At 61.7% G+C, this 14,423-nt stretch carries 9 protein-coding genes; 4 read left to right on the top strand and 5 right to left on the bottom strand.

The window, feature by feature from the left end; all coding sequences use genetic code 11:
* Window positions 1–21: 21 nt before the first annotated feature.
* Window positions 22–2,550 (top strand): PepSY domain-containing protein, encoded by a 2,529-nt coding sequence (locus tag ACA069_RS04100; protein ID WP_497618189.1) that lies wholly within the window; start codon window positions 22–24, stop codon window positions 2,548–2,550.
* A 296-nt stretch (window positions 2,551–2,846) separates the two neighbouring features.
* On the top strand, window positions 2,847–3,215 hold the full coding sequence (locus ACA069_RS04095; RefSeq protein WP_497616408.1) for an endonuclease domain-containing protein: 369 nt from the start codon (window positions 2,847–2,849) through the stop codon (window positions 3,213–3,215).
* 262 nt (window positions 3,216–3,477) lie between these two features.
* Here ACA069_RS04095 and ACA069_RS04090 read toward each other — a convergent pair whose 3' ends face one another.
* From ACA069_RS04090 to ptsP, 4 genes are all read right to left on the bottom strand, one after another.
* Window positions 3,478–5,019, bottom strand: a complete 1,542-nt coding sequence (locus ACA069_RS04090; protein ID WP_497616407.1) for an alkaline phosphatase D family protein — start codon at window positions 5,017–5,019, stop codon at window positions 3,478–3,480.
* A 169-nt stretch (window positions 5,020–5,188) separates the two neighbouring features.
* Window positions 5,189–6,922, bottom strand: a complete 1,734-nt coding sequence (locus ACA069_RS04085; protein WP_497616405.1) for a PTS fructose-like transporter subunit IIB — start codon at window positions 6,920–6,922, stop codon at window positions 5,189–5,191.
* Window positions 6,923–6,933: 11 nt separating this feature from the next.
* Window positions 6,934–7,875: a 1-phosphofructokinase gene (pfkB, locus tag ACA069_RS04080; RefSeq protein ID WP_497616404.1), complete on the bottom strand. Its 942-nt coding sequence runs from the start codon at window positions 7,873–7,875 to the stop codon at window positions 6,934–6,936.
* Window positions 7,875–10,736 carry a phosphoenolpyruvate--protein phosphotransferase gene (gene ptsP / locus ACA069_RS04075; RefSeq protein ID WP_497616402.1) on the bottom strand — a complete coding sequence of 954 codons (2,862 nt, stop codon included), beginning with the start codon at window positions 10,734–10,736 and terminating at the stop codon, window positions 7,875–7,877. Before ptsP ends, pfkB begins: the two co-directional genes overlap by 1 nt.
* A 305-nt stretch (window positions 10,737–11,041) precedes the next feature.
* Here ptsP and cra point away from each other — a divergent pair, with 305 nt between their 5' ends.
* On the top strand, window positions 11,042–12,037 hold the full coding sequence (gene cra, locus ACA069_RS04070; protein ID WP_497616400.1) for a catabolite repressor/activator: 996 nt from the start codon (window positions 11,042–11,044) through the stop codon (window positions 12,035–12,037).
* Window positions 12,038–12,040: 3 nt separating this feature from the next.
* Window positions 12,041–12,817, top strand: coding sequence for a TatD family hydrolase (locus ACA069_RS04065; protein ID WP_497616399.1), 777 nt, complete (start codon window positions 12,041–12,043; stop codon window positions 12,815–12,817).
* Between the two features lie 16 nt (window positions 12,818–12,833).
* On the opposite strand, the gene ACA069_RS04060 is transcribed toward ACA069_RS04065, so the two are convergent.
* A complete protein-coding gene (locus tag ACA069_RS04060; RefSeq protein WP_410457990.1) occupies window positions 12,834–13,538 on the bottom strand; it encodes a methyl-accepting chemotaxis protein in 705 nt (234 codons plus the stop codon).
* Window positions 13,539–14,423 lie beyond the last annotated feature (885 nt).

The raw sequence follows: 14,423 nt of genomic DNA, 5'->3' as shown, positions 1-14,423 counted from the left end.
TCCGAACGGACGGCGAGTGACGTGTTGAAGAAAACCCTGTTCCAGTTGCACTGGTTTTTTGGCATCACTGCCGGCCTGGTGCTGGCCCTGATGGGCATTACCGGCGCCGCCTATTCGTTTCAGGACGAGATCCTGCGGGCGCTGAACCCGTCGGTGTTGCAGGTGGAAAAACAAGTTGCCGGCGTGCTGCCTCCCGTTGAACTGGTAGAACGCATCGAAGCCACCTCGGGCAAAAAAGTCTCGATGCTGTGGGTCGAGACCGACAGCGGCAACGCCGCGCGGGTGTACTTCACCCCGCCCAAAGGCGAGCGCCGTGGCGAGATGCGCTACTTCGATCCATACACCGGCGAGTTCATGGGCAATGCCGTGGGTCAGGACTTCTTCGGCCTGATGCTGCAGTTGCACCGTTTCCTCGCCATGGGCGACACCGGTCGCAACATCACCGGCGCCTGCACCCTGATCCTGTTGTTCTTCTGCCTCTCGGGCCTTTACCTGCGCTGGCCGCGCCAGTGGAACAGCTGGCGTGTGTGGCTGACCCTCGACTGGAAGAAAAAGGGCCGCGCCTTCAACTGGGATCTCCACTCGGTAGCCGGCACCTGGTGCCTGTTGGTGTATCTGCTGCTGGCGCTGACCGGGTTGTCGTGGTCGTACGAGTGGTACAACAAGGGCCTGACCAAACTGCTTTCCGACGCCCCGCAAAACGAACGCGTGCGCGGTGGTCGCGGGCCTGCGCCGGAGGGGCCGGCACCCACAGCCGACTACGCCGCGATGTGGAGCAGCATCTACAGCGCCGCCGGTCCAGGCCTGTCTGCCTACAACATCCGCATGCCGCCCGTGGCTGGCCAACCGGCGACGGTGTTCTACCTGCTCGACAGCTCGCCCCATGATCGTGCGCTGAACCAGATCACCCTCGACCCGGCCACCGGCATCGTCAAACGCGTCGACCGCTACGCCGACAAGAGCTTCAAGGCGCAACTGCTGACGAGCATTTATGCACTGCACGTCGGCAGCTATTTCGGTCTCATCGGGCGGATCATCATCACTGTCGCCGCCATATGCATGCCGCTGTTTTTCATCACCGGGTGGCTGCTGTATCTGGATCGTCGCCGCAAGAAAAAGCAAATCAAAGATGCGCGCAAAGGCCTCGCACAACCGGCCGGCGATGCTCCGGCGTGGCTGATCGGCTTCGCCAGCCAGAGCGGTTTTGCCGAGCAACTGGCCTGGCAGACCGCCGGCCAATTGCAGGCCGCCGGGTTGCCGGTCAAGGTGCAGCCGCTGGCCAATGTCAGCGAACAGGATCTGCGTGATTCGACCAACGCGTTGTTTGTCGTCAGTACCTTCGGCGACGGCGAAGCGCCGGACAGCGCCCGTGGTTTCGAACGCAAGGTGCTGGGCAAAGCCTCGACACTCGACAGCTTGAACTACGCGGTACTGGGCCTCGGTGATCGTCAGTATCAACACTTCTGCGGGTTCGCCCGTCGTCTGCACCAATGGTTGAGCGAGCACGGCGGCAAGACGTTGTTTGCCCCGGTGGAAGTCGACAGCGGCGATCCGTATGCCCTGCGTCACTGGCAAACCCAGCTGGGCCAACTCACCGGGCAAGCACCGGTCGACACCTGGCAGGCGCCGAGCTACGACAACTGGACGCTGGTCCGCCGTGAACTGATGAACCCGGACAGCAGCGGTTCGCCGGTTTATCTGTTGGGCCTGAGCGCACCGAATACCAGCAGTTGGCTGGCCGGTGATCTGGTGGAAGTGCTGCCACGCAACTGCCCGTGGATCATCGAGCACTTCCTAGACGGCCTCGGCATTCGGGGCGAGACCACGGTGAACATCAACGGCCTCGACGAACCGCTGGAAGTGGCATTGGCCTCGCGCCAACTGCCCGAGCACCGCGCGCATCTGGTGGGTCTGCATGCGCAGGCGCTGGTCGATGCCATGGTGCCGCTGGCCATGCGCGAATACTCGATCGCCTCGCTTGCCGCCGACGGCTTGCTGGAGCTGATCGTGCGTCAGGAACAACACAGCGACGGCAGCCTCGGCGTCGGCTCCGGCTGGTTGACCGAGCATGCGCCGGTGGGTGGCAGCATCAGCTTGCGGGTGCGCCGAAACAGCGGTTTCCACCTGCCGAATGAACCGGTGCCGATGATTCTGATCGGTAACGGCACCGGCCTTGCCGGGTTGCGCAGTTTGCTCAAGGCGCGGATTGCCGCCGGTCAACAGCGTCAGTGGTTGCTGTTTGGCGAACGTAATCGTGAATACGATTACCTGTGCCGTGCGGAGCTGGAAGAGTGGTTGATCAATGGTGATCTGGAGCGGCTGGATCTTGCGTTTTCGCGGGATCAGGCCGAGAAGATTTATGTGCAGGATCGGTTGCGTGAGTCGGCTGATGAGTTGAAGAAGTGGCTGGCGGACGGTGCTGTCATCTATATCTGTGGCAGCTTGCAGGGAATGGCATCAGGCGTGGACCAGGCACTCAACAAAATCCTCGGCGCCGCCGAAGTTGAACGGCTGATCGAACAGGGCCGTTATCGCAGGGACGTTTATTGAAATCACTGAAAAGCCCCTCACCCTAACCCTCTCCCGGGGGAGAGGGGACTGATTGGGAGATGCCGGAGAGTTATGCCGACCTGAACGCTCTGTGCCGAATCCATAATCGCCTTCGCGCGCTGTGCCAGATCCATTTCGCCATCCGCGTCTGTACCAAATCCATAATCGACTCGGTCTTTCAGGTCGATGTACAACCTGAAACAACTCCGTAGGCCCCCTCTCCCCATGGGAGAGGGCTGGGGTGAGGGTCGTGAACTACAGTGAAATCTCAAGCCACTTCACAAGGATCGTGAAGCATGCCAAACCGCCCCACACTCGCTCAATTCGCCCGCCATTTACGCACTCACCAAACCGACTGTGAACACCTGCTCTGGCAAAGAATACGTTCGCGCCAAATCGCTAATCTCAAGTTCCGCAGGCAATTCCCCTGCCCGCCCTATGTGCTGGATTTTTATTGTGTTGAGTTGAAACTGGCCATCGAATTGGACGGCGGTCAGCACTATGAAACGGCGGGTGTGATTCACGACCAGCGTCGGACGCTGTTCCTTCAACGTCAGGGCATTGAGGTTGTGCGGTTTAGCAATCTGGAAGTGATTCAGCAGATGGGGGATGTGCTGGAGCAGATCATCAGGATTGCGCAACGTCGAAAAAGCCCCTCACCCTAACCCTCCCGAAACGTCGGACCGCCCAAAGGGAGAGGGGACTGATCGGGGTATGCTCCAGAAATACGCCGACCTGAAAGCTCTGTGCCGAATCCATAATCGCCATTCGCGCGCTATGTCAAATCCATAATCAACCTGAAACTGCTTCACCAAATCCATAATCGACTCGGTCTCTCAGGTCGATGTATAACGCCAGACACCCCGGTCGGCCCCCTCTCCCTCAGGGAGAGGGCTGGGGTGAGGGTAGCTTTTGACTCCCCCCATCTCAAACCGGCTGCAACTTCTTCTCAAACACCGCCACCCCATCCAGATCCCGCAACACCACGCTCATCTCCCCGCTCTGCCCTTCAATATTCACCTCGCCAAAAAACTGAAACCCGGCAAACGGCGAAGTGTTCTGTGCCGGCGGTGCCTTCTCGAACACCACCTCAGGCCCAAACGTCGTATCCAGCGGATTAGGTCCAAAACTCCCGGCGTTCAATGGCCCCGCGACAAATTCCCAGAACGGTTCGAAATCCTGAAACGCCGCGCGATCGGGGTGGTAGTGATGCGCCGCGCAGTAATGCACGTCTGCCGTCAGGAAGACAAAATTGCGCACCTGCTGCGCCCGCAGAAAACCGAGCAATTCGGCGATTTCCAGTTCACGCCCCTGCGCCGGCCCCGGGTCGCCGTTCGCCACTGCTTCCCAGCGCGCCACGCCCGGGCTCACCTCGCCATCAGGCACACCAAGACCAATCGGCATGTCGGCGGCAATCACCTTCCATTGGGCTTTCGATTTCTTCAAGCCACGCTTGAGCCAGTCCAGTTGCTCACGTCCCAAGAACGGTTTCGCCGCCCCGAGGTTGTCGTCGTTGGCCTCACGATAACTGCGCATATCCAGCACAAACACATCAAGCATCGGCCCATAACTGATCTTGCGATAAATCCGCCCGCCACCGTCGGCCGTCTGTAAACGCATCGGCGAATATTCCAGCCAGGCCTTGCGCGCACGCCCGACCAGGGTGTGGATATCTTTTTCCTGATAACGCTCGTCGAGCTGTTTGCCGGGTGACCAGTTGTTGACCACTTCATGGTCGTCCCACTGCCAGATCTGCGGCACTTCGGCGTTGAAGCGGCGGATGTTTTCGTCCAGCAGGTTGTAGCGGTAGTTGCCGCGATAGTCGTCGAGGGTCTGGGCGACTTTGCTCTTGGCTTCGGTGGTGATGTTGCGCCACACCCGACCGTTTTCGGTGGTCAGCTGGGCCGGCACCGGGCCGTCGGCGTAGATGGTGTCGCCGCTGTGGATAAAGAAGTCCGGCAGGCGCAGGCGCATGGCTTCGTAGATGCGCATGCCGCCGATGTCCGGGTTGATGCCGAAGCCCTGGCCGACGGTGTCGCCGCTCCAGACGAAACGAATATTGCGCCGCGCCGTCGGGGCGCTGCGCAAGTGGCCGAGCCACGGTTCGCTGGCCACACCAGTGCGAGCGTCCTTGAAGTACACGCGATAGAAAATCGCCTGATCGGCGGGCAGCCCGGTGAGTTCAACACGGGCGGTGAAATCGCTGTGGGCATCGGCCAGCGCCGAGACGACGCGGCGTGGATTGCGAAACTGGCTGCGGGTGTCCCACTCGACCACCATCCGCGCCGGACGATCGCTGCGGCTCCAGATCATCGCGCGGTCGCCTTGCAGGTCGCCGGACTGCACGCCATCGGTGAGTTGCGGACGATCCTTGACCGACGCAATCACCGCCGGCGCCAGGCTCGGCATCAACAGACCGGCGCCGACGACTTGCATGACACGCCGGCGGCCCACATTGAAATCGCTCATGCTGTTCTCCCTGAAAAAAGGAAAACTAAAGCACGCCTATATGAACTCGCCATGACACCACTAACCATTGTGGGAGCGAGCCTGCTCGCGAAAGCGGTGTGCCAGTCAACATACATGTCGCTGGCAGATTGCATTCGCGAGCAGGCTCGCTCCCACAGTTTTTGTGGTTTCAGGCCTTGGCGGGTTCCATTGCCAGCTCCACGGCTTCAGGCCGTTTGACCGTCGCGTAAACCACCGCCGTCAACAAACTCCCCGCGACAATCGCCAGCAAATACAGCAGCGCATGATTGATCGCATTCGGGATCAGCATGACGAACAAGCCACCGTGCGGCGCCATCAGTTTGCAGCCGAAGTACATCGACAACGCACCGGTCAGCGCACCGCCAGCGATGCTCGCCGGGATCACCCGCAATGGATCTTTCGCGGCAAACGGAATCGCCCCTTCGGAGATAAAGCACAGCCCCAGTACGAAGGCAGCCTTGCCGGCCTCGCGTTCGGTCTGGGCGAACTTGCGCCGGGCGATGAACGTGGCGATGCCCAGACCAATCGGCGGCACCATCCCGGCCGCCATGGTCGCGGCCATCGGCGCGTAACTCTGCGAGGCCAGCAGCCCCACCGAGAACGCATACGCGGCTTTGTTGATCGGCCCACCGAGGTCGACGCACATCATGCCGCCGAGCACGATCCCAAGCAGAATCGCGTTGGTGGTGCCCATGCTGTCGAGAAACTGCGTGAGCGCCGCGAGCATGCCCGCCACCGGTTTGCCGACCACGTAGATCATCACCAGGCCGGTGAACAGGCTGGCGAACAACGGGATGATCAGAATCGGTTTCAGTGCCTCAAGACTTTGCGGCAACGCGACATAACGACTGATCGCCTTGGCCGCATAACCGGCGATAAACCCGGCGACGATCCCACCGATAAACCCGGCGCCCAAGGTGCTCGCCAACAGGCCGCCAATCATCCCCGGCGCCAGGCCTGGACGGTCGGCAATCGAGTAGGCGATGTAACCGGCCAGCAGTGGCACCATCAGCTTGAACGCGGTCTCGCCGCCGATCTGCATCAGTGCCGCCGCCAGCGTACCTTCCTCTTTGAACGCGGTGATACCGAAGACAAACGACAACGCGATCATCAAACCACCCGCCACCACCATCGGCAGCATGTACGACACGCCGGTCAACAGGTGTTTGTAGACGCCAGTTTTCTCCGACTTGGCCGGTGCCTTGCCGTCGCTGGCGGCGCTTTCCTGCTGGCCTTCGGCGAGGGCTTTTTTCAGCGTGGCTTCGGATTGCTTCAACGCAATGCCGGTGCCGCAGCGGTAGATTTTCTTGCCGGCGAATCGCTCGGTGGCGACGTCGATATCCGCCGCCAGCAGCACCACGTCAGCCTCGGCAATCGCTGTCGCGCTCAGCGGAGTTTTCGCACCGACCGAGCCCTGAGTTTCGACCTGCAATTCATAGCCCAGACGCTTGGCCGTTTGCTGCAACGCTTCGGCCGCCATGAAGGTGTGGGCGACGCCGGTCGGGCACGCGGTGATGGCGACGATGCGCGGCGCACGCTGCGCAACGGCAGCCGGGGCGGCTGCGCTGGCGACATAAATTTGGGCTTCTTCGGCACCACGACGCAGCACCGCTTCGACGTCCTGAAGGGCTTGCGCCGGGGCAATCTGAAAGACCCGTTTGCCGACGAAACGCGTCATGTCGACGTTACCGGTGGCGACCAGCAACACCCACTCCGCCGCTTCGATGGTCGCTGCCGACAATTCACGTTCCGGGTGCGCCGCGTCGACCACTTCGACGCTGGTGCTCCAACCCTGACGCTGGGCCGCCGCATCGAGCAAACGGGCGCACAGCACACTGGTGACCATGCCGTTGGGGCAAGCCGTAACAATGGCTAACTTCATGACAAACCCTCTTATTGTTCTGTCAGGGGGCGCACGCGCACGCCCTGTTCGAGCTGCGCCAGTTGCGCGGCGTCGTTGATGCCAAAACCGATCTGGGTCACCGCCATTGCGGCAATCGCCGTGGCCGTGCGCAAGGTTTGCTCCGGCGTGTCGGCACTGAGCAAACCGTGGAGCATGCCGGCCAATAGCGAATCACCGGCACCCACGGTGCTGGCGACGCTGACCTTTGGCGGCGAGGCATGCAGCGCCGAGCCGACGCTGAACCAGTTCACGCCGTCGGCGCCGTGGGAGATCACCACGTGTTCGATGCCTTGCCCGTGCAACTGCGCCGCTGCGTGAGCCTCGGCGGCGTGGGAAACCACTTCGCAACCGAGCGCATCGGCCAACTCTTCCGTATTCGGTTTGATCAGCCACGGACTGGCCTTGAGCGCTTCGCGCAATGCTTCGCCGCTGGAATCGAGGGCGACTTTCAGGCCGAGGGAATTCAGCCGTTCGATCAGGTCACGCAACCACCGTGCAGTCACGCCGCGCGGCAGACTGCCGGCGACCACGACCGCGTCGTGCCCCGGCGCAATCTGCACCAGACGATCGAGCAATGCCTGCTGCGCCGCTGCATCGACCACCGGCCCCGGGCCGTTGATGTCGGTGATACGGCCATCTCGCTCGGCGACTTTGATGTTGCTGCGCGTTTCGCCCGGCACACGGACAAACGCATCGACAAATCCACGCTTGGCGAACAGGGTCTCGAACGCTTGCAGATTGTCTTCGCCGAGAAAGCCGCTGACCGTCAGTTGATGGCCGAGGTCGGCCAGCACCTGCGCGACGTTCACGCCCTTACCGGCAGCATGGGTGTGCATCTCATCGCTGCGGTTGACCTGACCGGCAGCCAGTACCGGCAGCTCGACCGTGAGGTCCAGCGCCGGGTTGAGGGTCAGGGTGAGAATCTTGGCCATTACAGGGCCTCCACTAATGCACGCACTTCATTGGCGCTGCCCACGGTGAGGGCTTGTTGAGCAAGGGTTTGCGCCTGGGTCAGGCTGATTTCGCGGATGCGTGCTTTCACTTCGGCAATGCTGCGGCCGGACACGCTCAGCTCATCGACACCGAGACCGACCAGCACAGGTACTGCCAACGGATCGGCTGCCAGCTCACCGCACACGCCGACCCATTTGCCATGGGCATGGGCCGCACGCACGGTGATGTCGATCAGTTGCAGCACCGCCGGGTGCAAGCCGTCAGCCTGGGCCGACAGCGTCGGGTGACCACGGTCGATGGCCAGGGTGTATTGAGTCAGGTCGTTGGTGCCGACGCTGAAGAAGTCGACTTCCTTGGCCAGCACCGGCGCGAGCAACGCGGCGGACGGCACTTCGATCATGATCCCCAGTTGCAGATCGGCGACCGGGATTTCCAGACGCAGACGTTCGGTCATGTCGCGGGCCTGACGCCACTCTTCGACACTGCCGACCATCGGGAACATGATCCGCAATGGGCGGTTATCCGCCGAACGCAGCAAGGCACGCAATTGCGCTTCCATGATCTGCGGACGCTGCAAGGTCAGGCGAATGCCGCGCACGCCGAGGAACGGGTTTTCTTCCTTGGCAATCGGCCAATAGGGCAGCGGTTTGTCACCGCCGACATCCAGCGTGCGCACCACCAGCGGTCGACCAGCGAGGCCGTCGAGGACGCGGCGGTATTCGGCTTCCTGAGTCGCCTCGTCCGGCGCCTGCGGGTGGGCCATGAAAATCAGTTCGGTGCGCAGCAGACCGATGCCTTCGGCGCCCTGCTCCACCGCACTGATCACACCGGCGCTTTCGCCGATGTTGGCGAACACTTCTACCGCGTGACCGTCGGTGGTGTGCGCCGGTTGATGGCGTTGTTCGGCGGCTGCTTTGAGGCGTTGCTCACGGGTGTCGCGTTCTTCGGTGGCGCGTTGCAGGGTCGCCGCATCGGCGTCGACATGCAGACGACCGCGTTGGCCGTCGAGCAGCAACGGCGTGCCCGGCGCCAGCAGCAACACCGCAGCACCTGCACCGACCAGCGCCGGAATGCCGAGGGCACGGGCGACGATGGCGCTGTGCGCGGTGGCGCCGCCGCGAGCAGTTAGAATCCCTGCCACTCGCGCCGGATCGAGCCGCGCCACGTCGGACGGGCCGACTTCGTCCATCACCAGAATGTACGGTTGCTCAGGCTCGTTCGGCGTCTGCACGCCACACAGTTGCGCCAGCACCCGGCGGCCGATATCACGCAGATCCGCCGCCCGTTCGGCGAGCAAGGCGTCCTGCAGCGATTCCTGCTGTTTGGCTGCGGCTTCAATCACTGCCATCCACGCCGCTTCGGCGCTTTCGCCTTGCTTGAGGCGCGTGTCGACTTCGTCGGTCAGTTCCGGATCGTCGAGCATTTCCTGGTGGGTGATGAAAATCTCGCGAATGGCTTTGGCTTTGCTGCGTTCGATCAAGCCTTGAATGTCGCTGCGCACATCGCTCAGCGCTTGCTTGAGGCGCTCGCGTTCGACGGCGGCGGACTCGCCACGCAGCGGGTATTCGATGGTTTGCTGCACTTGAATGTGCGCCGGGCCGATGGCGATGCCCGGCGCAGCGGGAATCGCTTGCAACTGAGTGCCGGACGCCGGAGCGATCACGACTTCGGCGATATCGGCGATGACTTCGCGTTGCTGACTCACGGCCGGTAATGGCTCGACCTCTTCGCCAAGACCTTCTTCGATGGCCGCAAGCAATGCCGGCAACGCATCGGCAGCGATGCTTGGCTCGGCGATAAGCTCCAGCACCTGACCACGACGGGCGCCGAGGCTGAGCAGTTTGCTCAGGCTCTTCACCGACACGGCGCTGTCCTGACTGTCGACGATGCGTACACGAATCTCGCCGTCAAAACTCTTCGCCAGTTGCGCCAGGATTTTCGCCGGACGCGCGTGCAAACCATGGGCGTTGGCCAGCGCGATGCGTGCGCTCGGCCAGTCGGCAGGCAACTCGCCGCCGAGCACTTCAAGGACTTTGCGGCTGCTGGTGGCGCGGCCCAGTTCATGGCCGCGACCTTCGATCAACAATGCGCAGAGGCGTTCAAGCAGCGCCTGATGGGCTTCGCCAAGGCTGGCCAGGCAGAACAGACCGCTCAGCGGTTGACCGAGGTAGCGTATTGGCTTGTCCGGGGTGACGAAGGCCAGCCCCGGACGCTTCACGGTTTGTTCGCTGTGCAGCCACCACAAACCATCGCCCAGCGGCAGCGCTTCGACTTGCTGCAACACGCCGGCAAAACCGTTGCTCACGCAATCAGCCTGACGCAGCAGACGCGCCCCCCGCCAGACCAACTCTTCGAAATCGTCGGCAGCGACACCGAGGCCGATCATCTGTGCGTCCAGCGCCAATTCCTGCGGCGCGCCTTGCAGCAGTTTCAGCAGCGCTTCGGGGGAACTGGCGCGACGCAGGGCCTGGCCCAGATCGGTCTCGCCGAGGGCACGGGTCAGCAGTTGTAACAGGCGCAGGTGTTCGTCGGATTTGGCGGCGATACCGATGGCCAGATAAACGATCTGGCCGTCGCCCCAATCCACGCCCTCGGGAAACTGCATCAGGCGCACGCCTGTGGCGAACACCTGATCGCGGGTTTCGGGCGTACCGTGGGGAATGGCAATACCTTGACCGAGAAAGGTCGAGCCCTGGGCTTCTCGGGCCTGCAATCCGGCGAGGTATCCGTCGGCGACCAGTCCATCGGCGACCAGATGATTGGCCAGCAATTGCAGAGCAGCGGGTTTATCCACAGCCGATTGGCCCATGGATATCTGCTCTATAGTGAGCTCGAGCATGCGATCTCCTTTTTGGCACATGAAGGCGCCAGGTATTGTTTTGGATGGTTGCAGCTTAGGCGCTTGTCAGCCTCCTTTTCAGGGGCAGTTTTGGCGGTTTCACGGCAGAACCGGCCAAAAGCGTCTAAAACGTAGAAAATACGCTTGCTGAAACGTTTAATCTAGATTGATCGGCACGTTACTCGATAATGTCTCATCGTTGAAGTCCAACTTGTCGGATGCGTTGCGACAATGGTCGTCTGCCCGAATCGGGTAGGATTGGCGAAAATCTCGCCGTACGCTCGAAAAAACAAGGAAATACCGGGTTGAAACTCAGTGATATCGCGCGGTTGGCCGGAGTGTCCGTGACCACCGCCAGCTACGTCATCAATGGCAAGGCCGCACAGCAACGCATCAGCACCGCCACCGTCGAGCGGGTGCGTGCGGTGGTTGAGCAACACGGCTTCACGCCCAATCCACAAGCCGCCGGGTTACGCAGTCGGCATACCCGCACGCTGGGCTTTATCCTGCCGGATCTGGAAAACCCCAGTTACGCGCGGATCGCCAAACTGCTGGAACAAGGTGCGCGGGCGCGCGGCTATCAGTTGCTGATTGCCAGCTCCGACGATGCGCCGGACAGCGAACGCCAACTGCTGCAACTGTTCAAGGCGCGCCGTTGCGATGCGCTGATCGTCGCCAGTTGCCTGCCGGCCGGGGATGACAGTTACCGCCAGTTGCAGGCCAAGGGCCTGCCGATCATCGCCATCGACCGGGTCATGGAACCCGAGCATTTCTGCTCGGTGATCAGCGACGACCGCGAGGCCAGCCTGCACCTGACCCAGAGCCTGCTCGATCCTCAGTTGAAGCAGATCGTCCTGCTTGGCGCCCGCCCTGAGCTGAGTATCAGCCAGGAACGTACCGCCGGCTTCAAACAGGCCCTCGTCGATTTCAAAGGCGAAGTGCTGGTCGAGCATGCCGAATCTTTCAGCCGCGAATGTGGCAAGCAATTGATGGAAGAACTCCTGCAACGTCTGGGGCATTTACCGGACGCGCTGGTGACGACTTCCTACGTGCTGTTGCAGGGCGTGTTCGACGCGTTGCATGACTTCCCGCTCAAATCCCGTCCACTGCGCCTCGGCACGTTCGGCGACACGCAGTTGCTCGACTTCCTGCCGCTGCCGGTCAACGCCATGGCCCAGCAGCACCAGTTGATCGCCGACAAGGCGCTGGAACTGGCACTGGCCGCCGTCGAACAGTCGGAATACAAGCCAGGCGTGCAAGCCATCGCGCGTACCTTCAAGCAGCGTATTCACCGGGACTGAACCGTGGAGCTGATCGACAGCCACACCCACCTGGACTTCCCCGACTTCGACGCCGACCGTTCGCAGTTGCTCGCCGAAAGCCGCGCCCTCGGGGTGCGGCGGATGGTGGTGCTGGGGGTCTGTGAAGGTAATTGGCAGCGGGTGTGGGATCTGGTGCAGAGCGATCCCGAGTTGTACGCGACGTTCGGTCTGCACCCGGTTTACCTCGATCAGCACCGCCCCGAAGATGTAAAGGCACTCGGCGACTGGCTGACGCGGCTGCGCGGTCATCGGCAGTTGTGTGCGGTGGGTGAGATCGGTCTGGACTACTTCATCGAAACCCTTGACCGCGAGCGCCAGCAGGCGCTGTTCGAAGCACAACTGCAACTGGCGGCGGACTTTGCATTACCGGCGCTGATTCATGTGCGCCGCAGCCACGCGGCGGTGATTGCCACGCTCAAACGTTTTCGTTTGAAGCGGGCCGGGATCATCCACGCCTTTGCCGGCAGTCGCGAAGAGGCGCGCGAGTACATCAAACTCGGTTTCAAACTGGGTTTAGGTGGCGCGCCGACCTGGCCGCAGGCACTGCGCATGCATCGGGTACTGGCGGATCTGCCGCTGGATTCGATCGTGCTGGAAACCGATTCACCGGACATGGCGCCCGCGATGTTTCCCGGTCAGCGCAACAGCCCGGCGCATCTGCGAGCGATTTGTGCAGTGCTCGCGCAACTGATGAATATCAGCGCGCAGCAATTGGCTGCTACCAGCACTGCCAACAGCTGCGAAGTGTTCGGCTGGTAAGTTAGCTGCGTACACGCTACACGCGGAAGGCGCTGATCAGCTGTTTCAGTTCCACCACCTGCGCCGACAACGCCCGACTCGCATCTTCAGTCTGATGCGCGCCCTGCGCCGTGCGTTCGCCGGCACGGTTGATCTCGACGATGTTCTGGTCGATGTCATGGGCCACCGCTGTCTGCTGCTCCACCGCAGCGGCAATCTGCTGGTTCTGATCGACGATCATGCCCACCGCGCCAAGGATGTTTTCCAACGCCTGCTGAACCTTCTCCGACTGCCCGACCGTGCCGTTGGCCATCTGATGGCTGATGCCCATGGCCTTCACCGCCGCACCGACGCCGCCGTGGAGCTTGGCGATCATCTGCTCGATTTCTTCGGTCGACTGCTGCGTGCGTTTGGCCAACGTGCGCACTTCATCCGCGACCACGGCAAAACCGCGCCCCTGTTCCCCGGCGCGAGCGGCTTCGATCGCAGCGTTGAGTGCCAGCAGGTTGGTCTGTTCGGCGATGCTCTTGATCACTTCCAGTACGCGGCTGATCGACTGGCTGTCACTCGCGAGTTGATTGATCACCCGCACCGATTGATCGATCTCGCTGGCCAGCGCGGCAATGCTGCCCTGCTGCGACTCCACCAGACCACGACCATTGACGGTCTCGTCATTCACGCTGTGGGCGCTGCTCACCGCCGCTGCGGCACTGCGCGCCACCTCCAGTGAGGTCGCCGACATCTGGTTCATCGCCGTCGCCACTTGTTCTATCTGCGTGCGCTGCCCGGCAACGGCCTGATTGCTTTGCGCCGAGACGTTTTCAACCTGCGCGGCCTGACGTTCGACTTCGCCAACGGTGTGGCCAACGCGCTCGATCAAGTCGTGAATTTTCCTCACCGTGCCATTGAACACTTCGCCCAATTCACCCAGCTCATCGCGGCTGCTGGCCTTGAAGTTGACGGTCATGTCGCCGGCCGCAACCTTGTCCATCATCGCGCCAAGGCGTTTGAGTGTGGTGCGAGTCGAGGCGTAGAAACCGCCGTAGAGATAGAAAATCAGCACAAACACCACCGACAACGCCACAGCTTGCAAGACCATGTGCGTGCGGTTTTGCGCCAGACGCTGCTGCAGTTGCGTGTCGAGGAATTTCAGGGAGGCTTCGTCGAGCTGGTAGGTCTTGTCGATCAGCCCGGTGATCTGGTCGTAAAAGGCCTGCCACGGTGCGTCGAGGGTGTCGGCCATCACCACTTGCTCTTCGAACAATTCGCTGGCCTGTTTAAGCGACGCTTTACTCGTCTCGGCCTGAGCGCTGAGTGTTTCGTGCGCCGCTTTGCTGGAACCGAGGGCGTCTTGAAGCTTCAGGCCATATTCAGCTTGAAGCTTTTCGATCTGCACCAGCAGCTCATCAAAACGGGTGCTCGACGAACTGTTGAGAAAACCCTGCCCCAGCGAATACGACCCCATCGCCCGGCCTTCGCCGAGGGTCTGGGTAACGGCCGGTGTTATCAAGGTAACGAGTTCGCTGAGCTGACGGATGTCACCCTGATTGTCGCGACTCAGGCCAGCCTGACCGGTGATGATCTGGCTGAAAATCTGCGCACTGGCCAGCAACTTGCCGATCAAGGC

This window comes from Pseudomonas sp. LBUM1652 (genome assembly GCF_059716105.1).
Note: the sequence above shows the minus strand (reverse complement) of the source record. Positions and strands in the feature narration are given on the sequence as shown.